The sequence below is a fragment of the Butyrivibrio sp. AD3002 genome (assembly GCF_000420905.1).
Lineage (GTDB): Bacteria > Bacillota > Clostridia > Lachnospirales > Lachnospiraceae > Butyrivibrio.
Map to the genome: position 1 here is coordinate 53215 of NZ_ATVV01000013.1, position 23373 is coordinate 76587.

Consider the following 23373-nt stretch of genomic DNA (forward strand, 5'->3'; position numbering starts at 1 on the left):
CCTCAGCTTTTTTTCATTATCGGAATAGTAATCATGAATTTCATGATGTTTTCTCCCACGGCCTTAGCTTCTATAGTACCGCCGTGTGAGTTCACTATGGCCTTTGCAACCGAAAGACCGATTCCGTAGCCCCCGGTTTTACGACTTCTGGAGTTTTCTTCCCTGTAAAAACGGTCAAACAGTCTGTCCAGTTTACCCTTAGGTATATTTTCGCAGCTGTTTGATATCTCCAATATAGCATTCCTTGAACTTTCGTCTCCACTTAGAGAAACACTCACTTCTCCTTCATCAGGAGTATATTTCATGGCATTATCTATCAAAATCGTACATAACTGCTGAATGGAATTTCTGTCTCCGTTTATATGTATATTCTCAGCAATTTCTCTTGTATACTTAACCTTTTTAAAATCTGCAACCGCAATAAAAAATGTCGCACTTTCCTCAAGAACAGCGCTCATATTTAATTCGGAAAAGACGGCATCAATATTCTCTTCCTCCATCCTGGAAAGAGTAAGCAGATTTTTCACAAGACCGTCCATGCGCTTTATCTGGTTCTTTGTGCTCTTGGTCCACTCACTCTCACCCGCTTCAAGCTCTATTACATCCATGTTTGCAGATATCACTGCAAGAGGAGTTTTAAGCTCATGTCCTGCATCGGTAATAAATCTTTTCTGCTTTTCCAGTGATTCCACAACAGGCGCAACCGCCTTTCCTGAAAGCAGGAATACAAGAACAAACATCGCTATAAGTGCTACCAGACCTATCAAAAGTGTCATAAAAAGCAGCTTATTGGCATTATAGAAGCCTGCACTGCAGTCCATGAATATCATGAGATAGGATCCGTCATTATTTTGATGAACAAGATATCTGTACTGTCCTCCGATATAGCCTCGTCCAAAGCTCTTTGTCTGAAACAGTTTATTTGCATATTCTTGCGCTTCTTCTTCGGAAACAGCAGCTATATGCGACGTATCCGTCTCTTGCGTTGTTCCCATCTTATTGAGCTTTACCCAGAAGTATCTTGACTGAAACGGAATCTCAAGAGATCTGTTGTATGCCATCCTGTCTCCAAAGAAAGGTGCAGGTCCCATCGTATTTACATCATCACTTTTAGAAGCAAAATTCTGATCATCCTGATTATTTATACCCGGTGGTAGCGGAAATAATTCTTTCATATCGGGAAAGTTTCCATCGTTCTCTGAAAGGATATCAAGAGTTTCATCCGCACTTGTTTGAACCTGGGTAAAATTAACTATGTTTATAACGCCTATTATCCCTATCAATATAACCAAAAGAGAAATCATCGCCGTCAGGACGAATTTGCGCCTTAGTTTTTTTACCATTGTGTTTTATACCCCTCATATAGTCATCGGTTCCGAAAATACAATTGCTTTTTTAACTGTACTCCCTAAAACTAAAACCAGCCTAAATTCGTTCTATTTTATTTCATGCATGGAATATCCTACTCCGCGGGATGCCTTTATTTCGCAGGTGGCTTCAAGTGCTGCCAGTTTTTTTCTAAGGTTACTTATGTAAACCCAGACAACATTCACATCAGCCTCCCCATCTGCCCATATTCTGTCCATGAAGGCATCAACAGATATAACTCTTCCGGGATTCTCCATCAGCATCTCAAGCATCTGAAACTCTCTTCCCACAAGCCTGACAGGCTCTTTACCCCCGGCTTTAAGTTCATAGCTTGCCCTGTCGAGCTCCAGATTACCGCATCTTAAATTATTCGGAGCAAAATCTCCCTTTCTTCTCGTCATCGCACGTATTCTGGCAAGAAGCTCTCCCATCTCAAAAGGCTTTGTCAGATAATCGTCAGCGCCAAGATCAAGACCCTTTATCTTATCGTCCGTCTCTGATTTTGCAGTAAGAAACAAAACCGGTGTATTAATACCCTTTTCACGGATTTTCTTTAGCACTTCCGTGCCCTCCATTCCGGGCATCATTATATCCAGTATTATCCCGTCATACTGGCTTGAAAGAATATAATCCAGTGCATCCTGTCCATCGTATACCGCATCAACCGTATAGCTTGAATGCTTTAATATGGCAACAAGCGCGTTTGATAATTCCATTTCATCCTCTGCAAGAAGAAGTTTCATGACTTAAATCTCCTAATATTTCTTTCTATAAAAAAATTTTATCAGATATTCTCTACAGGAATTATGAAGTTTGTATGAAATATTCCAGCAGCATCAGCTCTACAACTCTGTCATAGCTTGCTTTTCCGTCATTTACACCATTTACTTTCAGTGTAGTATCTACGAAAGTATCGGCTGCCTTCTTCACAGTCTCGGTATCAAGCGGAGAACTCTCCTCAACCTTCTTCCAATTCTCTTCGGTTAGGAAAACATTGTCTTTCTTTACCTGATCTGAGATTTTTACATGCGACAGATACTCTTCCTTGGAAACGTTTGCGTAAAAAGCATTATTTACATAATTTAGAACTCCAAGGTATCCGCTGTATCTAAAAAAGATGTCGTCTGAATTAATGCAGGCAAGATATGCAAGGAAGTTCGCCTCATCCTCAAAAATATAACTCTTTGTATGCGCAAGCTCATGGCACATTGTGAAGGGCTTGTTGGTTATATACATAATATCGTTGTAATTAGCTTCCATCGAAAACGGGAAGAAATACCCCTGCATGTACTGCTGACTCATAAATCCCGAAAAGACGAGCTGTTTTGGAGTAACATAATACCCCGACAGCTTCGGAAATCTGTCTCCAAGCGCCGACATCGCTTCTCTGGCGGTTTCCTTCATCTCCTGCTCATCATAGCTAAACTCTCCGTTCTCATTCCTCGGAACTTCAGTTGACATCTGATTACAAATATTTACTATCTCATCACGAAGCTCAGTAAGCTCAGCTATTGTGAACTCTCTTTTTGTACCATCTTCAAGTTTGCTGTTTTCATAGGTATCGGATATGGGTGTGGTGTGATAGTTCACAAAGCAGTTTAGAGTCATAACCAGTGCGATAATAATCAAAAGTCTTATTGTGTGTCTTCTTATCCACTTTGAAAACAGAATCATAACAAGCCAGATTAGTCCCGCGATTATCATAAATTCCCCGACTGAAAAGGGAAATTTCGATGTGAATCTTCCATATGTATTTACCCAGATCGGAAAAATCTTAGCGCTATAGATATCTGAAAATCCGGGAATCACCCATGAAAAAATATTCAGGAGAATCGTTATTATGAGAAGAAAAACAAATATCGGCTCACCGGCGATAGATTTTTTTTCTGTCTTATTATCTGTATTTTTATTTTCCGAACTATTACTCTTCATTTGTTTTTGCCTCTTAAGTTTTTCTGTTTTTTGTCTTTTACAGACGTATATATTATACTCAATACCAGATGGTTATGCATCAGATCAAACTTTTGGGAGAGCCCGTAATATGTCAAAGAAAAGCCTTCTTGTTTTTACATCTTTATTAACAGCATTTATACTTTCTGCCTGCGGATTATCCGAGGAAAACCTTGCCAAAATGACTGAGACAAGGGATGCTCTTACCGCACAGAAGAATGATACACAGACACTTTATGAAAAACTGACTACCGAAGATTATAGTGATGAGCTCTCGGATTTTTCTGCTAAGTATGAAGAGTTCAATTCTCTTGATTTTGAAAAACTCAAAGATAAGGACGCCGAAGAACTGATTCCTCAGATGGAAGCACTTACGCAGTCTTATAAAGATCTTTACTCAAAAATGGATAAAAGCCTTGAAGAGTCTATTGCTGCTGCCGATGAAGCCGCAAAACATACAGAGGTCTTAAAGCACATCGAAAACCATACCGGCTACAATCTGACTTCAATAATTTTTAAAGATGTAACTACCGGAGCTGAAACCGAAAATTATCTTAAAGAAGGCAGTGTTTTGGAACCCTGGCAGATTCTTTCCGGCGTCACTCTGCCTTTATATGCTGACAGCACAGAGTGGTCCTTTGTCACAACTGATACCGAAGGTAATATAGTAGAATATCCCGTAAGCTCAGAAGAATTGAATTCCGATGGTCAGTCCATAATAATAATCGGTTCAAACTAAATTATTGAGACTTTCTTAAAATTCACGAAAACCTCTTAAAAAAGCGGGAAAGCCCTTGAATTTGCCTATTTTTAGGACTATATTGTTGGTGCAGGAAAAGGCAAAAAGAGGAGAAAATATTATGACAAAGTATAAGCCGGATGACAAAGTCATCATTTTGGATTACAACAACAAGCCTTTAGTACCTCAGGTTGTCGCCAGAATTGAAGAGGTTTATTCTGACGGAAAAGTAAGGCTGGATCTTCCGGATGGAGCAGCATGTTTTGAGTATCCGGATCACTTCAAGAAAATTGATGAAGAGTCTTACACTAAGTATCTTCAGGCAGTTCGTGCCAGAGAACAGGAGCTTCCGCTGGATCTTAAGATGGATATCAGAAAGTTTGTGGCAAAGCGTCCCCGTCTCCGCAGAGAGATCTACAGAAACTACGAGCTGGATAAAAAGTACGTAAGTATCATCCATGCTTATGCCGGTCGTATTTCAATGTATGGCAGGGAAAATATCCCTCAGCAGTTCCTTTATGAGTTCGAAGATGCAAAGCAGGGAATCGTGCAGACACGTTCCTTCTTCCATGACATAGACGAATCCATCAAGGAAGTATCCGTTCCGGATCAAGCCAACGCTCATGTAGAAGTTTAACTGACATAAGGACGCCCCGTGAAATATATAGTTATTTCAATCTCGTTGCAAAATACGCATAATCGATTGAAATCCCTATATATCTCACGGGGCTGTTTTTTGTTTTTAACCCATCTATATCTACAAATCGATAGATAATAGCAAGGATGGTTTTAGGTTAATTCCAATGAACTAGAATTCATTGAAGATGGGGCCTTGGGGTAAGATGTCAAAGTTCATGGTTTCACCGGTGGAAGGATGCTTAAATGAAAGGGCTTTTGCACATAGTGCTACATCTTTTACCCTGAGTCTTGCTGAGACTTCATCACTCTCTTCCGACAGGTACCGCCTGTCACCTAGAAGAGGATGCCCCGCATTTGAAAACTGTGCACGAATCTGATGATATCTACCGGTTCCAAGATGAATTTCAACAAGCGAAATCTTATCATTTCTATGTTCGCTAAAATCCACCACATTATTGGCAGAAATATCATTTATTTCTTTCTCGGATATAACTTTGTAGGACAGGAAACATTCCTTCGCATTCTTATCCGATGAATCAGATATTACCGCACTCCTGCTGGCAGCGTCCCTATACATATAGTCGCGAAGCTCGCCTTCTTTTTCGTCGTCGGCAAATGCTCCGAAGACTACAGCCATATATATCTTATTCATCTCCGCGCCGGCCTGAACCTGAGCACTTAAATCTGCTGCCGCCTTCTTGGTTCTCGCAAATACTATTATTCCCTCCACAGGCTGGTCAAGTCTGTGAACAATATACAGAAGTGTCGATTTATTCTTAAATTTCCCGCTTCTTAATATCTGCGAGCGCAGCATTGTCTCCATATCCGAAGAGGTTACGCTGCTGCTCTGGACCGCTACTCCGGCAGGTTTATGACAGACCAGTATGTCATTGTCTTCATAAAGTACTTCGATGCTCATACCTTAAAGCGATATCCAACACCCCAGATTGTCTCGATGTACTGAGGATTTGAGGTATCAAACTCAATCTTTTCACGGATCTTCTTGATATGTACGGTAACGGTCGCAATATCCCCGATTGAATCCATGTTCCAGATTTTTCTGAAGAGTTCTTCCTTCGTAAATACATGGTTAGGATTCTCCGCAAGGAATGTAAGAAGATCAAACTCCTTGGTGGTGAAGCTCTTTTCTGCGCCGTCAACATAAACTCTTCTGGCTGTCTTGTCGATTCGAAGTCCTCTTATCTCAACAACATCATTAGAGTCATGTCCGCTTCCAACAAGTCTTGAGTAACGTGCCATATGAGCCTTAACTCTGGCAACCAGCTCTGAGGGACTGAAGGGCTTTGTTATATAGTCATCCGCGCCGAGTCCTAAGCCTCTTATCTTATCAATATCATCCTTCTTTGCTGATACCATAAGAACCGGAACATCTTTCTTTTCACGGATTCTCTTGCACACCTCGAATCCATCCATTCCGGGAAGCATAAGATCCAGGATAACCAGATCAAATTCCTCGCTGAGCGCTGTCTGAAGCCCCACATCTCCTGAGTTTTCAATTTTCACTTCAAAATCAGATAATTCCAAGTAGTCCTTCTCGAGGTCAGCAATCGCTTCTTCATCCTCAACAATCAGTATTCTGCTCATACCAATGGCCTCCTGTCTTTTTTATTTTGTCATATACTTTCAAAATCATGTTCAACCACTGCTTCACCTTCCGCCTTTTCATGGTACTCCATGTATTTCCTTAAAACAAAATGCATGCATGTACCCTCTCCCTCATGGCTTGTAGCCCAAATGTAGCCACCGTGGTCTTCTATGATTTTCTTTACAATTGAAAGTCCGATTCCGCTTCCGCCCTGCTTGGAATTTCTGGAGGAATCGGTCCTGTAGAATCTGTCAAAGATGTTCGGAATATCCGAAGCACCTATACCCTTTCCGTTATCCTCTATTTCAACTCTGACAGAGTCCACTTCATCAAGTATCCGGATGTCGATATTTCCCGTACCGTCATCCCTGTCAAGATATTTAACGCTGTTGCTTACTATGTTGTTAACCACTCTCTTTAGCTGCTCGGGATCAGCAACAATCTGGGTGTCGGGTGTGGTTAGATTTGCATAATTTAAATTAATATCCTTACTGTCGAGGTCCATTCCTATCTCTTCAATACAGTCCCCGAAGTAATCCCCAACATTTATTCTTGTAAAATTATACGGTATGCGGTTATTGTCTATGCTCGAATACAGCGTCAGTTCGTTAATAAGATTATTCATATCATTTGCTTTATTAAAAATGGTACGAATATACTTCATCTGCCGCTCCGGAGTATCCGCAACCCCTTCCAGTAGTCCTTGCGAATAGCCCTTAATCGCAGTTATGGGCGTCTTAAGGTCATGGGAGATATTACTTATCAGTTCTTTATTCTGCCCCTCTCTGATGACCTTTTCATCGGCCGACTCCTTTAGTCTTAGCCGCATGTCCTCATAGTTTCTGTATAGTTCTCCTATTTCACCCTTATCGCCAATATCTGTGGGCAGCATATAATCAAAATTGCCGTCCTTGATATGCTGCATCGCCACATTCAGCTCATCCACCGGCTCGAAGAAACCCTTCCTGAGCCATGCGGTCAATATCACACTGGTCACAAGCATTATCAGGAAAAAGGCCACAACCATATATGTAATAAAACTCGTATATGAATAAGCCAGCGAATTCCTTATGATAAGAAACGATGCAAAAACCAGGATAAGCGGTAAAATAACAATGGTCGCTGATGTAATCATCAGCCTGGTTCTAAATCGCATGTATGCTCCTTATATGTGTATCAAATATTGGGAAGTTCTTCCTCGGCGTTCCCCAAAATTTCCTGCATCGCACGGTAATAGATATCATATCTACCCTGTCCCGTGAGATTCCCAAGTTCCTCTCTAAGCTCCTTTGAATCTTCTATAAGCTTTACAATCTTGGGATTATACCTTGTGCCTGCTTCAGCCTTAAGCTCTGACAGCAGCTTCTCAAAATCCTTGTTCTTTGTATAGCTTCTTGTAAGAGTATCTGTTCCTGCCTCAATCGAATCCGCTATGGAAATAAGATCGATTATCACTTTTTCCTTGGATTCACTGTTATCATATCCCAAAGGATATCCGTGAAGTCCGTCGTAATGCTTGTGATGACCTATGATTATATCGGCATAGGGCCTTAATGCGGCATTATTTTGCGCTTCGCGATAACCCACCTCGGAATGTTTTCTTATGGTTGCATATTCTTTTGTATTAAGACTTCTGTTTTGCCTGTTTATCGTATCCGGGATATAGCATTTTCCTATATCATGAACAAGACCGCTCATTGTTATAAAGGATAAAATGTAAGCCTTGCTCTTTTGGATATCTTCTAATGTCTCCATCCCTCTGACACCTATCAGAAGTTCCGGCTCCTTTTCAAGGATAATCTGACCGATCATCGTGGCTATCTTTGCAACCATCTGCGAATGAATATATGTAAACGGCTGACGTCTTACTATCATTTGCATTATGAACTGAACTTTATTAAGCTCACCGGAGAGCATAGGCTCTGCTGCATGATACCACTGCTCACATACAGGCTGCATATCGCCGGTGAAAAATCTGTACGGAACTTTTGAAAGGATTTCCATCGAAGTCGGCATAAATCTGTCGAGATAGGAACTTCTTTCATTATCATCAAGCTCCATTTTTTCCAGCACCATTATTGCCGTGCAGGCGTACTTAAAATGCCTCAATACAATTTCAAAATTAACGGGATCATCATTTGAAAAAGTTGGCTTTGGCAATATCTCATTTATGCTTTTTATAAGTTTCTCCAGAACTTCTTCACTTTTAATATCTCCGCGAAGCCATTTATAGGTTATGCAGGTTCTAAAATCCGGAGTTCCTTCCTTTTCACCGTCTTTTTCTTTTGCTCTCCTATATGACTCACCCAGGAGGCTTAAATACTTTTCCCTGTCAGCTTCAGACAAAACATCTATATTTTTGGATTTTGCCATAAATGCATCATCTATTATCGAAAGGAATCCCTTTATCTGTTCGTTGTCTGAATCCCTTTGCTGTACATTCTCATTATTCCAAAGAGCCCATACCTTGTCATAGAGACGTATACTCTCATCCTTTTCGGTATAAAAACCGGAGAGGTATGTTATAAGCTGTAAATAATCCCGGAAAATAAACTCCCGAACTTCAGGAGCGGAAATCTGTGAATAGCGCTCTGCCTGCGCGATAGATCCTCTGAGATAATCAAGGGCTATACTCATGCCCTTCTTATCGCCGACAGAACGATAAAACTGAGCATACTCAGACCCCAGAACATGATAGATTGCAACCAGAAACTCCGGCTCATCCATCTCCTTAAACACAGGAAGAATGCGCTCGCAAAACTCAGTAAGCACTACAAAATCATGGTGATCGTCAAAGAAAAAACCTATAGCAAGGTCATAAAGAAGCTCTGCCTCCTCCGGAGTAATCTCCTCGGAGCAATTTTCCCACAGTTCAGCCATAAGCTCTTCGTTTTCCGCATATACTTCGCGCATAACATAAGATCTTTCGGACAAAAGCTGTATCCAGTCAAACGGATCCTCAATTAAAAAGAGCTGATCCTCGTAATTTTTCAGCTTCAAAGAGTTCTCAGTGTAAAGCCTTCTGAATTTCTCTGCAAGTTTCCTTTCTAACATGTGTACCCCTCATATACATCACGTAAAAAAATTATGCAAAATATCAGTTTGATTAATCATACCATATTTCGTTAATATGTGCTATTGAATCTCCACCAATTGCACATTTTATTAGTATTTGCTAAAATTTTTATACATTACTTGCAAAGGAGGTTCCCATGAGCAAAAAGCGAAATTTCGTATTATTTGGTCTTTTTACAGCTCTCTTCGGAGGTGGAGCCGCAGCTGCATCGATTTTCTATGATATGGCAGTTGTTCCGAAAAAGAAAACACAGAAAGAAATAGACAATAACCCCATGGATTCAAAGGCAATCAGGTGGGTAAGAAATAATCCTCTCAGAGAAGATGTCTATGTAGATTCCATTGATGAGTTAAAGCTTCACGCACATTACATCAAGGCAGAGGAAGAAAGTCACAAATACGCCATTGTTATTCACGGGGTCAGAAGCGACGGTGAATATATGGGTATCTTTGCCGAACATTACCACAAAATGGGCATAAACGTACTCCTTCCGGACAACAGAGGCTTTGGACAAAGTGAAGGTAACTACACCGGCTACGGATATTTTGACAGACTTGATATTTTAGAGTGGATTTATCACATAATTAAGAATGACAAGGATGCGCATATTCTCATACATGGTGTAAGTATGGGTGCTGCGATAACCCTTATGACCACCGGTGAAAACCTGCCGGATAACGTTATACTTGCAGTTGCAGACAGCAGCTACACCACCGTTTATGAAGAGTTTGCAGACATCTATAAACAGGGCAAGCACCTGATTCCTTTCCCGGTTTCATTTTTCATTATTCGTCTGCTGGTGCTTATCCGCTGTGGTTATGACATAAAAAAGGTGGATGTGCTTTCAGCTGTTGAAAAGTCAAAGACACCCACTCTGTTTATTCACGGCGATGAGGATAAGGTTATAGATCCTCATATGAGCGCACGCCTCTATGAAAAGTGCAGCGCGCCCAAGCAGTATTGCCTGATACTCGGCTCCGACCATGTTGAAGGAGTCGACGTAGATCCCAAGAAATATTGGAACAAAATCGAAGGCCTTATGGAAAAGACCGACTTTTAACCATCGTCCTCATTTAGCTTCACAACCCACACACCATCGATTTGTTTTACACAGCCGTCTTCAGGGTAATTAGACATTTCCTTGAATTCGGCTGTTTTCATGAGCTTTTCTTTTTTCTCAGTGGTAATGTCCCCTGTATCAATTCCAAACCATATCTGAATAAATCTGTCCCTGTGAGTCGGAAGGAATAAGTGCTCTTCGAGTGTAGCACCTTCGAAATCCGCAAGAATAGCCCCGTGCATACTGTGGGCTGCCACCGGAAGAGGATCCGGATAAAAACCTCCAAGGATTGCCATTGGCTCACCGTACTTATATCCTCCATCCTCCAACTTTGAGATTATTCTGTTGTAATACTGCATTACACGGTTCTGGGCAACATAACTTCTGTAATATGAGTTATTTATTACTCTCGCGCCGGCATAGGCTTCGAGAATAAGTCCTATGAAAATGAGTGATGCAAGAAATACCGATACTTTTTTCTTTGTACCTTCTTCCCCTCTCATTATTCTCTCCATTCCAGCTATGAGGAAGAAATAGAACACGCTGTAGGAATATATCATAACTGTGGATGCATGAGAAAGCTCGGGAGCCATCACATACACAAGTCCTAGTGCCAGAGGAAAAATTGCAAGGAGAATAAGGCATATTACTCCTCTTGAAATCTCTGAAAAGGTTTTTTTCCATATAAAAAGAAGGACCACAAGAATTATCAAAAATACAACCAGCACTCTGTTGAATAGTGTGGGAGCGCCTTTCATAAAGCTTTCCGGAGCCGTAACAAAATACTGAACGCCCCTGTGATATGCCCTAAGTATCGACAAAGCAAGGTCCGCCGGTGAGGTATGTCCTATACTGCTAAGTCCCTTATACTCGCTAAGATCAACAAACTTAAGACTAATAAGATATCCCGCCATTGCCACCGCAAGGCCAAGGAGACTTCTAAGTCCCTTCTTTATGACAAGACTCACCTTTGCTCCGTCCATCAGCATGAGGAAATAGGCAAGTACAAAAAGTGAGGCAGAAAGACCAAAGTATGCCTGATAGCAAGCCATACTAAGGAACTGCAAAACAATACCTAAAATAAAACCATAGGTGTACTTGGATGTAAGATACACATTCAGAACACTTGCAAGAATAGAAAGCGCAAAGATCGGAGCCAGATACATGTAATACATGTTACTTGCGGTGCTGGGAAGTGTCATCATCATAACACCTACAAGAACAGCGCCTGTTATACTCTCAATTTTCAAGACAGAAACTATTACGCAGGCTGCTGCCGAGAGAAAAATTATCGCCATGATGCCGTTAAGAGCCGGCGCAGACCAGGGTGAAAAAATATCGTGAATGGGATCCTGAAGCCATCTTCCCAGAACTTTTCCTCCGCCTACTCCCGGTACGCATACAATATCATCCAGATTTGTAATCTTGTTTGAAATCATGAAGAAATGAACAAGAAGTCCTGTCATAAGACTTATAAAAAAGCAGAATCTATGTGTTATGGGAAGCTTTACCCAAATCTTTTTAAGAAAATCCGGCATTTTCTTACTGTCCTCCGAAGCTTAATTCTTAGTTAGAAGTGAATTTAATTATAGCAAAAAATATGGTAGTATGAACAGACGATAAGTTTTAAGAGGGTGTGCCACAATGAGCAAATTTCAGAATACATTTTTTGGTTTTTTTCTTGTTAATCTGTTTACATTGCTGATTTTTTTAGCTGTTTTCAATTTTAAATATCCTATCAGATACGAGAACATGGGCGGAGACAATATCTGGCAGTCTGCCTCCACCGTTAAGTATGTAAATATATGGCTCGAAGAAGGTGCCGCAAAGATGCACTTTACTGCCTGCGAAAATTATCGCTCCATTGAGTTCCAGAGCTTCAATGACAGAGTCCCTTTCATAAGCTATCCCAGCGGACATATTGTTCTTGTGTGGCTGTGTGCCGTTTTGTCCGGCAGAAGCTTTATAAATATTTCTTTCGTAAAGCATCTCCAGATGATTCTTTTCGCAATTGAATCCCTACTTTTTTCAAGTTTTATTTTTGTTCTTTTTTGGAAGCACCGCATAGGCTCAAACCTTTCAAGAATTCTTATCTCCGTATCCACAGTGGCTTTATGGATGCTCCTCCCGGTAAACGCCTGGTATCTTCCAAATGTATTTTTCACTGATCAGAGCGTCTTATTGTATGTCATGCTGTTCCTGTTTCTGGAAGAGCTTTTATACATGCCGGAACTCCGGGCGAAAAAACCTCTGATGATTTTCATAAGAGTATTTCATTTTGTGACAATATATCTCGGAATCCTCACGGACTACTATTTCTGGATCCTTGCATTTTTTGTATTTGTGATGAGGATAATCGGTCTTATTCTTGATAAAAAATCCCTGCGGGATACTGTGATCTGCGGTCTTTCATATGCCGTTCCTGTAGTGCTTGCACTCATCACTTTCCTTGTTCAGTTGAGTTTTGTCGATGGCTGGCTCGATACCTTAAAGTACAAGCTCAAATTCAGAACCGGTGGTGACGACAGTCTTTCCGCGATTGTTTCAAGACTTATTGAAAACTTTACCTCCGCCTTTACTCAGGAACAGCGAAGCTTCATGTTTTATCTTTTCCTGTTCCAGTTTGTAACCGTAGTTATTGCATTCCTTACATTGAAAAAGGGTGCTCGCATAAAAGCACTTTTCACAAATACCGATATTTCACTTGTAATAGCAAGCTATATCGCTGTAGCCTTTCAGATACTTTTGCTTAAGAATCACTCCGCCGTCCATGAGTTTTCCATGATGAAAGCCGGATGGTGCGTTGCAATGACAGCTCCAATTGCTGCAGTTGCGTACGAAAGAGCCGTTACGGCTGGAAAGGATGCGGAAGGCGGCACCTTTTTTCTCGGAAGAAGGATTGCTCCTCTCATACCTGCTTTTGCTATCGCCCTCTTTATCATGATACTTATAACGGGTGTTCCCACATCTACTTCGAAGTACATAGTATCAAGAGACGGTGATGCGGATTATACCCTTGATGAATTCCTCTACAGGAATACTGATTATAATGATGTGTGCTTTTCATTTACAAACGAAATACATTACGAGCCGCCTATGGATCTTACAATCTCTCACGAGAGAGTTTACCTTGTTGATAGCGCAGATGAGATTGATACTAAGTTCCCTGATCTTGACAGTAATGCAGTAAAACTGCTTCTTATTGATACAGCTGCTATGGATAAAAATCCCGAGTTAAAGGACATTGTCATGCCCCTTATCGGAGAATCCAAAATCAGGGCCAAACAGGATAATTACGTACTGTACGAATTGCCCTGACTAATTCAGTAATTCTATGTTTTCTTAAGAGTGCGGGCTTATTAAAACTGTGGTACTCTTATATTTAAGGAGGCTTTTTGTAAATGTCTAAGAAAATTGTTTTAACCGGTGGCGGCACTGCCGGCCACGTTACACCGAATATGGCTCTTATTCCCGAGCTTAAGGAAAGAGGCTACGAGATCAGCTATATCGGTTCACATACAGGAATTGAAAAAAAGCTTATTGCAGATTTTCATATTCCATATTATTCAATTTCTACAGGTAAACTTAGAAGATATTTCGATCCCAAGAATTTCTCTGATCCTTTCAGAGTTATGAAGGGCTTTGTTGAAGCGAGACAGCTATTAAAGAAGCTTAACCCTGATGTTGTTTTTTCCAAGGGAGGCTTTGTTTCAGTGCCTGTAATACGGGCAGCTTCAACGCTTGGCATTCCCTGCATTCTTCATGAATCCGATATGACACCCGGGCTTGCCAATAAGCTCAGCTTTTCATCAGCAAAGACCATTTGCTGTAACTTCCCTGAGACCCTTGAACTCCTTCCCGCGAACAAGGCGGTTTTGACCGGAACTCCGATAAGAAAAGAGCTCATGAAGGGTTCCCGTGAAATGGGTAAAAAGATATGCGGCTTTAAGGACGACAAGCCTGTTATCATGGTTACCGGAGGAAGCCTCGGTGCCCAGAGCATAAATGAAACCATACGCTATGCACTTCCAAGACTTCTGCCCCATTTCAATATCGTGCACCTGTGCGGTAAGGATAAAATGGATAACCTTAAGCTCAATATGGAAGGCTACAAGCAGTTCGAATATGTCAAAAACGAGATGAAGGACATCTTTGCCATGGCAGATGTAGTGGTATCAAGAGCAGGTGCCAACGCTATCTGTGAGCTTGCAGCTCTGCGTAAGCCCAATGTTCTCGTTCCTCTTTCTGCCAAGAGCAGCAGAGGCGATCAGATAATAAATGCCCGCTCCTTTGAAAAGCAGGGTTTTTCCGTTGTTATAGACAATGAGGAACTTGATGAGGACATTCTAGTAGAGAGCATCTTTGATGTTTATGAACACCGTGAAAAATATATCGAAAAGATGAAAGAATCAAACCAGTCCGGCGCCACAGAGACAATTTTAAATATTATCGAGGATGCAGTAGCACAATAACAATATCACTCCTCGCCTAATATTCTGCTTGTATAATTTTTTAAATTTTTGAAAAAACTAAGCCCCCACGCATACTACATTTGAGTTCATTCGATTATGCGTTTTTTGCAACGAGATTGAAATCAAATATAGTATACGTGGGGGCATATTATTCTAATATGTTAAATATTCAACAGATCGCTGTATACTGCAAGGGCTCCATCTGTCTCGTGTGCAAGAACCTTCTTTGCAAGTACTTTTCCGAGCTGTACACCTTCCTGATCGAAGCTGTTTAAGTTCCATACAAAGCCCTGGAACATAACCTTGTTCTCGAAGTGAGAAAGAAGTGCACCGAGGGACTTGGGATTAAGCTCGTCACCGATGATAATACTTGAAGGACGTCCACCCTTGAAGTTCTTGTTAAGGTTCTCATCCTTCTTACCACAGGCAAATGCTACAATCTGAGCTGCCACGTTAGCGCAGAGCTTCTGCTGGCTTGTGCTGCCCTGAATATCAACATCGTTTCGGAGCTGACTGTTCTTAAAGCCAATAAACTGCATCGGAATAACATCGGTACCCTGGTGGAGAAGCTGGTAGAAAGAGTGCTGTCCATTTGTGCCGGGCTCGCCGAAGATTACGGGACCTGTAACATAATCGATGGGCTCTCCGAAGCGGTTAACGCTCTTACCGTTTGACTCCATATCAAGCTGCTGCAAGTGTGCAGGGAATCTGCTAAGTCCCTGTGAATAAGGAAGAACTGCTGTTGAAGGATATCCAAGTACATTTCTCTCATAGAATCCGATCATTGCATCAAGCATTGCGGGATTCTTCATCATATCCTTATTAGCTGCAAGCTTATCCTCTGCTGCCGCACCGTCAAGGAACTCTGCAAATACATCAGGGCCGAAAGCAAGTGAAAGAACTGCTCCGCCTACTCCTGAGGTTGAAGAATATCGTCCTCCGATATAGTCATCCATATAGAAAGCTTCAATGAAATCGTCGCTCTTTGCAAGAGGAGATGTCTCTGAAGTAACAGCAATCATGTGCTTTGATGAATCAAGCCCTGCTTTCTTAAGAGCATCCATTACAAAGCTCTGATTTGTAAGAGTCTCAAGTGTTGTACCTGATTTTGATACGAGGATAAAAATTGAATGAGCAACATCTACAGAATTAAGAACTGCAGATGCATCATCAGGATCTACGTTACTGATGAACTTAGCTTCCATCTTAAAGTTGCCTGTTCTGTGTGCCCAGTTTTCAAGAGCAAGATACATAGCTCTGGGGCCAAGATCCGATCCGCCGATACCGATCTGAACTACTGTTGTGAATTTCTCACCCTTCTCGTTTACAATCTCACCTGAGTGAACCTTGTTTGCGAAATCAGCAATTCTCTTCTGCTCCTTCACATAGAACTCACGCTTATTAACACCGTCAGCCATAACATCATTTCCAAGCTGTCCTCTTGTGAGCTGGTGAAGAACCATTCTCTTCTCACCGGTATTTATTACTTCGCCGTTATAGAGGGCTTCAAATTTCTCAGAAAGCTGTGCTTCCTTAGAGAGCTTATCAAGTGCTGCAAGAACGTCATCATCGATTTCCTTAGCGGCATAATTGTAGGTAAGGCCCTCAGCCATATCTACGGAATATTCCTTAACTCTCTTAGCGCCGTTCTCACCTGTCATAGCAGATACGAGATCAACACGTTTTACCTTCTTAAGCTCATCGAATGAACTTAACTTATCAAGGTTTTTCCATTCAACCATTTTGTAGAATCCTCCTAAAATTTGATACGGTAATAAACCGCCATATAAAACTCAAAAAAATGGTAAAAAAATAGTATTACTTTCGCGTTAAAGTTTAGCAAAACTTGAGAAGTGGCGCAATATCTAAGTGCTTAAATATATATAAAATTGTATACTCAAAACTATATTCATTATTTTGCATAAATATGATTGATTTTTTGACATATTGAACAATTTTACGCACTAAATTCTGTAATACATGTTTTTTTATCTTCGTATATAATACAGCCATGTTATATAGCAGACAATATAAAAATAGGAGGAAAGAAGAAAGTGTTGAAGAAAGTTTTGACATCTGCGCTCGTGACTACTCTCATGTGCGCGCAGCTCTTAGTACCTTCCTTGCAGGCCAAGGCAGCTACAACGCTGTACGATAATAAGACCGGCAATCAGGACGGCTACGATTATGAGCTGTGGAAAGATTACGGAACTACCAGTATGACACTGGATGCAGGGGGGGCATTCACTTGTCAATGGAGCAACATCGGAAACGCTCTTTTCAGAAAGGGCAGAAAATTCGATCAGACTAAGACCTATCAGCAGATCGGAAATATATCATTCGATTATGGTGTTGATTACAGACCGAATGGAAATTCATATCTGTGTGTATATGGTTGGACTCTTGATCCACTTATTGAGTATTACATTGTAGACAGTTGGGGTTCATGGCGTCCGCCGGGGGGATCTCCGAGAGGTCAGATCCAGGTAGATGGCGGTACATATGACGTATATGTAACAAATCGTTATAACGCGCCTTCAATCATTGGAGATACAAACTTTACCCAGATTTTCAGCGTACGTACCAGTAAGAAGGAAAGCGGTACCATCAGCGTAACCGAGCATTTCAAGGCTTGGGAGAGAATGGGTATCAGACTCGGAAGACTTACCGAGGCAGCTCTTAACATCGAAGGTTACCAGAGTAGCGGCTACGCTAACGTTTATAAGAACGTTATGACAATCGGTGGTTCCTCTTCAGGTAATCAGGGTGGAAACCAAGGCGGAAACCAGGGTGGAAACCAGGGTGGCAATCAGGGCAGCACTACTGTTCAGACCGGAACTTCCATGCAGTGCGAGCAGATGACCAAGTCCGGTCAGTACACAGGCAATATCAACAGTCCGTTCAGCGGTGTAGCATTATACGCTAATAATGACAGTGTAAGCTTTACTCAGAACTTCACTTCCGGAACTCACGATTTCACTCTTCGCGGTGCTTCAAACAACGATAACATGGCAAGAGTTGATCTCAAGATTGGCGGCGAGTACAAGGGAACTTTCTACTATGGTGGTTCTTATCCCGCTGAGTACACGATCGAAAATGTAAATCATAAGACCGGCAATCAGAAGGTTGAGCTCATTGTTACAGCAGATGACGGTAACTGGGATGCATTCATAGATTCACTTAAGTGGAGTGGTGGTTCAGGTCAGTCTACAACACCTTCCACCGGTAACCAGGGCGGAAATCAGAGCCAGGGCGGTAACCAGGGTGGAAATCAGGGTGGAAACCAGAGCCAGGGCGGTAACCAGAGCAGCACACCTGCTCAGGGCAACACTTCCAAACAGTGTGAGGACATGACAAAGTCAGGTCAGTATACAGGAAGCATCAGCAGTCCTTTCAATGGCGTAGCATTATATGCTAACAACGACAGCGTAAGCTTCACTCAGTATTTTGCATACGGCACTCATGATTTCACTCTTCGCGGCGCTTCAAACAATAACAACATGGCAAGAGTTGATCTTAAGATCGGTGGCGAATACAAGGGTACTTTCTACTACGGCGATGCTAATACTGCTGAATACACTATCAAGAATGTAAATCACGGTACAGGCAATCAGAAGATTGAACTTGTTGTTACAGCAGATGACGGCAACTGGGATGCTTATCTTGATTCCCTCAGATGGGGTGAAGAGAGTGGACAGGCTACCGGAGCAACTGAGACACCTGCACCTGCTCAGACAGGAAACCAGACACAGAAGGATACAGGCAAGTATATCGCCCTTACCTTCGATGACGGTCCTTCAAGCACAACAAACGGTGTACTTGATGCGCTGGAGAAATACGGTGCAAAGGCTACATTCTTCCTTATCGGACAGAATATCAGCATGGATACTCTCAGCATCATGCAGAGACAGGTAAAAATGGGATGTGAACTTGCAAGCCACTCATATACTCATCAGGACATGTCCAGAATGAGCGCTCAGGATTGCCGCAATCAGCAGGAGTGGACTGCTTCAGCAATCAAGAATGCTGTAGGTGTTGACGTTAAGTTCTTCAGAGCACCTTACCTTTCAACAAGCAACACAATGCATGAGAACATCAATGCAACCTTCATTCAGGGTTCTACACATAATGACTGGGAAAACAGCACCTCTGTACAACAGAGAGTAAATTCTGTACTCAGCGGCGCAAGAGACGGACAGATCATCCTTCTCCATGATTTCCAGGGCAATAACCAGACTGTACAGGCTCTTCCTCAGATCATCGAGGGTCTTCAGAAACAGGGTTACACACTTGTAACATTAAGTGAACTGTTCCAGAAGAAGGGAGTAAATCCCAATCAGAGATATAAGATCTGGTCAAACGTAAACTAATAAAAAACAGAACCTGCAATTACCGCTAAGTAATTCTCTACAGGTTCCATCTCTGCTATATAGCTTCTATGGCCGGCTCAGTAATGAGCCGGCTTTTTTGTATATCTCTTTTAGGGAAGGTTAAAGAGATTACAATCTTGAATAATAGGATTATTTAGCCAGTCTGATAACGTTCCAGCTCTTTGAAGGAAGAACCGTTGTAAGGATACCCTTCTCAACCTTAGTGTTCTTACCCTCTGTGGGAGCAACGGCATTGGGCTTCTTTTCAGTATTTACAGCCTTGAGATCATCATTTGTAAGTACGATATGATCAACTAACTTGTAGCCTGCATACTGTCTGAGATCACATGTAAGCTCGAAATCTTCTCCAAGATTCTTGTTTACTGCAAAAATTGTGATTGTCTCATTTTCATCATCAGCAGTAACAACACTATCGATATAAGGAGCATCGCCGTGCTTACTCTCGTAGGAAGGAGACTTAACAACTGTGTTGAGAACCGTTCCTCTTCCGTAGAGGCTTGCGTGCATATATGGATAGAAAATGGTCTGTCTCCATGCGCCTGTATCACTTGTCATAATGGGTGCAATAACATTTACAAGCTGTGCAAGACATGCAATCTTTACTCTGTCCGCATGACGAAGAAGTGTTATGAGCATTGAGCCCACAAGGAGGGCATCCTCAAAGTTGTATACATCCTCAAGCTGATGCGGATGCTCAACCCATTTCTCAAGCTTCTTATCCTGCTCGTTGCTGTGATACCATACATTCCACTCATCGAAGGAAAGATTGATAGTCTTGTTCTTTCTCTTAACTGCCTTTACATAATCACAAATAGAGATTACCTGTGAAATAAATTTATCCATTGCCACATTACTTGCAAGGAAGTTTGGTGTATCATCCTCGGGATTACCATAATAGGTATGAAGTGATAAATAATCAGCAGAATCATAGCTGCATTCAAGCACTGTCTTTTCCCACTCTCCAAAGGTATCCATGTAAAGTGATGAAGATCCGCAAACAACAGTCTCTATTGAAGGATCAACAAGCTTCATTATGTGGCCTGCTCTTCCTGCCTTCATGCCGTATTCCTGTGCCGTCATATGGCCGATTTGCCAGGGGCCGTCCATCTCATTTCCGAGGCACCAAAGCTTAATGTCGTGCGGATTTTTCACACCATGCTTAATACGAAGATCACTGTAATATGTGCCGCTCTTGATGTTGCAGTACTCTACAATATTCTTTGCCGCATCTATATCTCTTGTTCCGAGGTTAACTGCCATCATGGGCTTTGTATTTGCCTTTTTACACCACTCCATGAACTCGTTGAGTCCGAACTGGTTGGTCTCCACAACGTTCCATGCGAGCTCTATTCTGCGGGGACGATCCTTTTTGGGACCTACGCTGTCCTCCCAGTTAAAGCCGGATACGAAGTTACCTCCCGGATATCTTACTATCGGTACATGTATCTCATTTATGAGCTTAAGTACATCTTTGCGATATCCGTCCTTGTCCGCATTCTTATTTCCGGGCTGATAAATACCCTCATAAACCGCTCTTCCGAGATGCTCAAGGAAGGAACCGAAAATTCTCTCATCTATCTTGCTGATCTCAAAGTCTCTGTCTATGCAAAGCTGAGCCTTCTGTAATTTCTTAGCCATTTTATATCCTCCAAAATACAATCTATTGATTTTTTGTTCTTGGTAATTTTCATTATTACAGACACTAAGCCATATTTAAATGTTATTTAATCCATTTTTATTGACTTTTTGTCCGGTGTAAATTTAGAATTATTGATATAGATTTTAATACTTTCTATTCGTGAGGCATTGGATTTATGTTTAGAACTGATTACTGCGGTTATAATTACCGCAATCCCGACAAAGATATAATATACAGGCCTGACGGCAGCGGCGATTATTTGTTTTTACATCTGACTTCGCCTATGACCTTTTATTTTCCTGCAGGCTCAGAAAATAGGCATAATGCAGGATATGAAACAGTTGAAAGAGACGGTCTAAGGCTTGTCCAGAAGTCTGCGGTATCAGGTGATTGTATATTATTTACTCCGGGACATCCGCAGTACTATCAGGCCGTGTCTTCTTTTTCGAACTCCTTTGTCCACTTTACCTGTGATCCAGAAGAAATCCGCGGTCTTCAGATACCGATGAACACACTTTTCCACCCGAATGATGACGAAGCTATCATCGACTGCCTGCGGCGTATCCAATTTGAATACCTTTCAAAGCAGTCGAGAAAAGAACGTATGATAGATCTTCTTATCATGGAACTACTAATATCTGCGGAGCGAAGTATATTTAGTCCCGCACCTCTAGAGGAAGGTGGCGGAATATACTCATTTCTCTCAGCCTTCAGAATCAATATGCTTCAAAGATGTTCAGAGGAATGGAATATAGAAAAAATCTGCAAAGAGACACACCTTGGGAGAAGTCAGCTCTATCATTATTACAAGACCTTTTTCTTCACAAGTCCCAAGGATGATCTCATCACAGCCAGAATTGATAAGGCCAAGCATCTCCTTACCAACAAAGAACTTCGTGTGTCGGATGTCGCCGAGCAATGCGGCTTTACCAACATATATCACTTCAATCGATATTTCAAAAGAGAACTGGGCTGTACTCCCAGTCAGTACAGAATGTAAAATATTTAGATAGCTTTGATGAAAGCTTCAGTAAGTGCAGCGCAGTCCTTTGCAGCCTTCTTCTCAAACTCCGGATAATCCATTATGTCGCTGCCATCTGCCTTATCCGAAATAGCACGAAGGATAACAAAAGGAATGTTGTTAAGGAAGCATGCCTGGGCGATTCCGCAGCCCTCCATCTCGCAGCAAAGACCATCAAATTCCTTCTTGATTGAATCCTTAACAGAATTATCCGAAATGAACTGATCTCCGGAGCATACTCTTCCGTCCCACAGTTTTCCTGTAATGCCGGCAGTTTCTGCTGCCTTCTTGATATTTTCCACCATCCAGGAATCAGCGGTGAACTCACGGCATCCTGTCTGAGGAATCTCACCCTTCTTATATCCGAAAATTGTGGCATCTACATCATGGTATACAGCATCAGTTGATACAACAAAGTCACCGATATCGATTTTTGCATCAAGTGAGCCTGCTGCCCCGGTATTTATTACATGGGTTACCTTGAAGTCATCCACAAGAATCTGCACACAGAGAGCTGCATTTACCTTGCAGATTCCGCTTTTTACAACAACCACTTCGGTGTTTCCGAGCTTTCCTTCATTAAACTCCATGTTTGCCTTTGTAAGAGTTCTTGTAACCGTCATTTCCTTTTTGAGGCTTTCAACCTCTATTTCCATTGCACCGATTATTCCGATCTTATAACTCATAATTCTGCCCTCTTTCTGCGCTGCTTCTATGTTTTGTCATATTAATGTTTATATAAAAGCGCTAATCTAAATTTATCATCTTCCGGCATTTGTGACAACGCAAACAAAAAGAGAGAACCGGCATCCATTGACATCGGTTCTCTCTCATATCATTTTTACTTATAAGCTCTGCTCTATATTTATTTGAAATATCTGTCAAGGAGTCCCTGGAATGCCTTGCCGTGTCTTGCCTCATCACGTCCGATTTCATGCACAATGTCATGGATAGCGTCAAGGTCAAGCGCTTTTGCTTTCTTGGCAAGATCTGCTCTGCCTTGTGTAGCTCCATATTCAGCATCAGCACGAAGCTCGAGGTTTTTCTTTGTGGAATCTGTGATGACTTCTCCAAGGAGCTCAGCAAAATGAGCAGCATGCTCAGCTTCTTCCCAGGCAGCTTTCTCAAAGAATGCGCCAATTTCAGGATATCCTTCACGAGTAGCTACTCTGCCCATAGCAAGGTACATACCTACCTCAGAGCACTCACCATTGAACATTTCACGAAGACCATTCTTGATTTCTTCAGGAGCACTGGAAGCAACACCTACAACGTGTTCGCATGCCCAAACCTTCTCACCTTCCTGCTTTTTGAACTTCTCTGCGGGAGCATGGCATACAGGACACTCTGCCGGGGGCTGATCTCCCTCATGAACATAACCACATACTGCACATACCCATTTCATAGTATAA

General features: G+C 41.8%; 19 protein-coding genes. 7 read left to right on the top strand and 12 right to left on the bottom strand.

All coding sequences use genetic code 11. The features are described 5' to 3' along the window. Positions 1-2 precede the first annotated feature (2 nt). From G596_RS0110290 to G596_RS0110300, 3 genes are all read right to left on the bottom strand, one after another. Positions 3-1343 carry a sensor histidine kinase gene (locus G596_RS0110290; RefSeq protein ID WP_022761762.1) on the bottom strand — a complete coding sequence of 447 codons (1341 nt, stop codon included), beginning with the start codon at positions 1341-1343 and terminating at the stop codon, positions 3-5. 93 nt (positions 1344-1436) lie between these two features. Then, positions 1437-2111 (bottom strand): response regulator transcription factor, encoded by a 675-nt coding sequence (locus tag G596_RS0110295; protein ID WP_022761763.1) that lies wholly within the window; start codon positions 2109-2111, stop codon positions 1437-1439. A 61-nt stretch (positions 2112-2172) separates the two neighbouring features. Beyond that, positions 2173-3300, bottom strand: a complete 1128-nt coding sequence (locus G596_RS0110300) for a DUF3810 domain-containing protein (protein WP_022761764.1) — start codon at positions 3298-3300, stop codon at positions 2173-2175. 109 nt (positions 3301-3409) lie between these two features. Here G596_RS0110300 and G596_RS0110305 point away from each other — a divergent pair, with 109 nt between their 5' ends. After that, positions 3410-4057, top strand: coding sequence for a hypothetical protein (locus tag G596_RS0110305; RefSeq protein ID WP_022761765.1), 648 nt, complete (start codon positions 3410-3412; stop codon positions 4055-4057). Positions 4058-4178: 121 nt separating this feature from the next. Beyond that, positions 4179-4694, top strand: a complete 516-nt coding sequence (locus G596_RS0110310) for a hypothetical protein (protein ID WP_022761766.1) — start codon at positions 4179-4181, stop codon at positions 4692-4694. A 171-nt stretch (positions 4695-4865) separates the two neighbouring features. Here G596_RS0110310 and G596_RS0110315 read toward each other — a convergent pair whose 3' ends face one another. From G596_RS0110315 to G596_RS0110330, 4 genes are read right to left on the bottom strand one after another with little or no spacing between them, the layout of a single operon-like run. Continuing rightward, on the bottom strand, positions 4866-5615 hold the full coding sequence (locus G596_RS0110315; protein ID WP_022761767.1) for an RluA family pseudouridine synthase: 750 nt from the start codon (positions 5613-5615) through the stop codon (positions 4866-4868). After that, positions 5612-6301, bottom strand: a complete 690-nt coding sequence (locus G596_RS0110320; RefSeq protein ID WP_022761768.1) for a response regulator transcription factor — start codon at positions 6299-6301, stop codon at positions 5612-5614. The genes G596_RS0110315 and G596_RS0110320 overlap by 4 nt, the downstream gene beginning before the upstream one ends. Before the next feature lie 29 nt (positions 6302-6330). After that, a complete protein-coding gene (locus tag G596_RS21765) occupies positions 6331-7458 on the bottom strand; it encodes a sensor histidine kinase (protein WP_044928405.1) in 1128 nt (375 codons plus the stop codon). Positions 7459-7478: 20 nt separating this feature from the next. After that, positions 7479-9356 (bottom strand): HD-GYP domain-containing protein, encoded by a 1878-nt coding sequence (locus tag G596_RS0110330; protein ID WP_022761770.1) that lies wholly within the window; start codon positions 9354-9356, stop codon positions 7479-7481. 158 nt (positions 9357-9514) lie between these two features. Here G596_RS0110330 and G596_RS21770 point away from each other — a divergent pair, with 158 nt between their 5' ends. Then, complete coding sequence (locus G596_RS21770; RefSeq protein ID WP_022761771.1) at positions 9515-10438, top strand: alpha/beta hydrolase; 924 nt, start codon at positions 9515-9517, stop codon at positions 10436-10438. On the opposite strand, the gene G596_RS0110340 is transcribed toward G596_RS21770, so the two are convergent. After that, a complete protein-coding gene (locus G596_RS0110340) occupies positions 10435-11976 on the bottom strand; it encodes a glucosyltransferase domain-containing protein (RefSeq protein ID WP_022761772.1) in 1542 nt (513 codons plus the stop codon). The genes G596_RS21770 and G596_RS0110340 overlap by 4 nt on opposite strands. A gap of 106 nt (positions 11977-12082) precedes the next feature. On the opposite strand from G596_RS0110340, the gene G596_RS0110345 reads away from it, so the two are divergent. Then, on the top strand, positions 12083-13756 hold the full coding sequence (locus G596_RS0110345) for a hypothetical protein (RefSeq protein WP_022761773.1): 1674 nt from the start codon (positions 12083-12085) through the stop codon (positions 13754-13756). An 83-nt stretch (positions 13757-13839) separates the two neighbouring features. Beyond that, positions 13840-14910 (top strand): undecaprenyldiphospho-muramoylpentapeptide beta-N-acetylglucosaminyltransferase, encoded by a 1071-nt coding sequence (locus G596_RS0110350; RefSeq protein WP_022761774.1) that lies wholly within the window; start codon positions 13840-13842, stop codon positions 14908-14910. 161 nt (positions 14911-15071) lie between these two features. On the opposite strand, the gene G596_RS0110355 is transcribed toward G596_RS0110350, so the two are convergent. Beyond that, entirely contained in the window at positions 15072-16652 is a 1581-nt protein-coding gene (locus tag G596_RS0110355; protein ID WP_022761775.1) for a glucose-6-phosphate isomerase, read from the bottom strand. Between the two features lie 312 nt (positions 16653-16964). Here G596_RS0110355 and G596_RS25215 point away from each other — a divergent pair, with 312 nt between their 5' ends. Further along, a complete protein-coding gene (locus tag G596_RS25215) occupies positions 16965-19280 on the top strand; it encodes a glycoside hydrolase family 11 protein (RefSeq protein WP_022761776.1) in 2316 nt (771 codons plus the stop codon). Positions 19281-19430: 150 nt separating this feature from the next. Here G596_RS25215 and arfA read toward each other — a convergent pair whose 3' ends face one another. Further along, positions 19431-20939, bottom strand: a complete 1509-nt coding sequence (gene arfA / locus G596_RS0110365; protein WP_022761777.1) for an arabinosylfuranosidase ArfA — start codon at positions 20937-20939, stop codon at positions 19431-19433. Positions 20940-21115: 176 nt separating this feature from the next. Between arfA and G596_RS0110370 the strand changes: the two genes are divergently transcribed. Further along, entirely contained in the window at positions 21116-21940 is an 825-nt protein-coding gene (locus tag G596_RS0110370; RefSeq protein WP_022761778.1) for a helix-turn-helix transcriptional regulator, read from the top strand. Positions 21941-21945: 5 nt separating this feature from the next. On the opposite strand, the gene G596_RS0110375 is transcribed toward G596_RS0110370, so the two are convergent. Both G596_RS0110375 and G596_RS0110380 read right to left on the bottom strand, forming a co-directional pair. Beyond that, entirely contained in the window at positions 21946-22647 is a 702-nt protein-coding gene (locus G596_RS0110375; protein WP_022761779.1) for a 5'-methylthioadenosine/adenosylhomocysteine nucleosidase, read from the bottom strand. A 179-nt stretch (positions 22648-22826) separates the two neighbouring features. Next, a complete protein-coding gene (locus G596_RS0110380) occupies positions 22827-23366 on the bottom strand; it encodes an NADH peroxidase (RefSeq protein WP_022761780.1) in 540 nt (179 codons plus the stop codon). Between the last annotated feature and the right edge of the window lie 7 nt (positions 23367-23373).

Bases quoted from the DNA above. Each gene is read 5' to 3' on its own strand.
- G596_RS0110340 (WP_022761772.1), bottom strand. From the start codon at position 11,976: ATGCCGGATTTTCTTAAAAAGATTTGGGTAAAGCTTCCCATAACACAT.
- G596_RS0110295 (WP_022761763.1), bottom strand. From the start codon at position 2,111: ATGAAACTTCTTCTTGCAGAGGATGAAATGGAATTATCAAACGCGCTT.
- G596_RS0110300 (WP_022761764.1), bottom strand. From the start codon at position 3,300: ATGAAGAGTAATAGTTCGGAAAATAAAAATACAGATAATAAGACAGAA.
- G596_RS0110310 (WP_022761766.1), top strand. From the start codon at position 4,179: ATGACAAAGTATAAGCCGGATGACAAAGTCATCATTTTGGATTACAAC.
- G596_RS0110305 (WP_022761765.1), top strand. From the start codon at position 3,410: ATGTCAAAGAAAAGCCTTCTTGTTTTTACATCTTTATTAACAGCATTT.
- G596_RS0110355 (WP_022761775.1), bottom strand. From the start codon at position 16,652: ATGGTTGAATGGAAAAACCTTGATAAGTTAAGTTCATTCGATGAGCTT.
- G596_RS21765 (WP_044928405.1), bottom strand. From the start codon at position 7,458: ATGCGATTTAGAACCAGGCTGATGATTACATCAGCGACCATTGTTATT.
- G596_RS0110380 (WP_022761780.1), bottom strand. From the start codon at position 23,366: ATGAAATGGGTATGTGCAGTATGTGGTTATGTTCATGAGGGAGATCAG.
- G596_RS21770 (WP_022761771.1), top strand. From the start codon at position 9,515: ATGAGCAAAAAGCGAAATTTCGTATTATTTGGTCTTTTTACAGCTCTC.
- G596_RS0110320 (WP_022761768.1), bottom strand. From the start codon at position 6,301: ATGAGCAGAATACTGATTGTTGAGGATGAAGAAGCGATTGCTGACCTC.
- arfA (WP_022761777.1), bottom strand. From the start codon at position 20,939: ATGGCTAAGAAATTACAGAAGGCTCAGCTTTGCATAGACAGAGACTTT.
- G596_RS0110290 (WP_022761762.1), bottom strand. From the start codon at position 1,343: ATGGTAAAAAAACTAAGGCGCAAATTCGTCCTGACGGCGATGATTTCT.
- G596_RS0110330 (WP_022761770.1), bottom strand. From the start codon at position 9,356: ATGTTAGAAAGGAAACTTGCAGAGAAATTCAGAAGGCTTTACACTGAG.
- G596_RS0110315 (WP_022761767.1), bottom strand. From the start codon at position 5,615: ATGAGCATCGAAGTACTTTATGAAGACAATGACATACTGGTCTGTCAT.
- G596_RS0110375 (WP_022761779.1), bottom strand. From the start codon at position 22,647: ATGAGTTATAAGATCGGAATAATCGGTGCAATGGAAATAGAGGTTGAA.
- G596_RS0110350 (WP_022761774.1), top strand. From the start codon at position 13,840: ATGTCTAAGAAAATTGTTTTAACCGGTGGCGGCACTGCCGGCCACGTT.
- G596_RS0110370 (WP_022761778.1), top strand. From the start codon at position 21,116: ATGTTTAGAACTGATTACTGCGGTTATAATTACCGCAATCCCGACAAA.
- G596_RS0110345 (WP_022761773.1), top strand. From the start codon at position 12,083: ATGAGCAAATTTCAGAATACATTTTTTGGTTTTTTTCTTGTTAATCTG.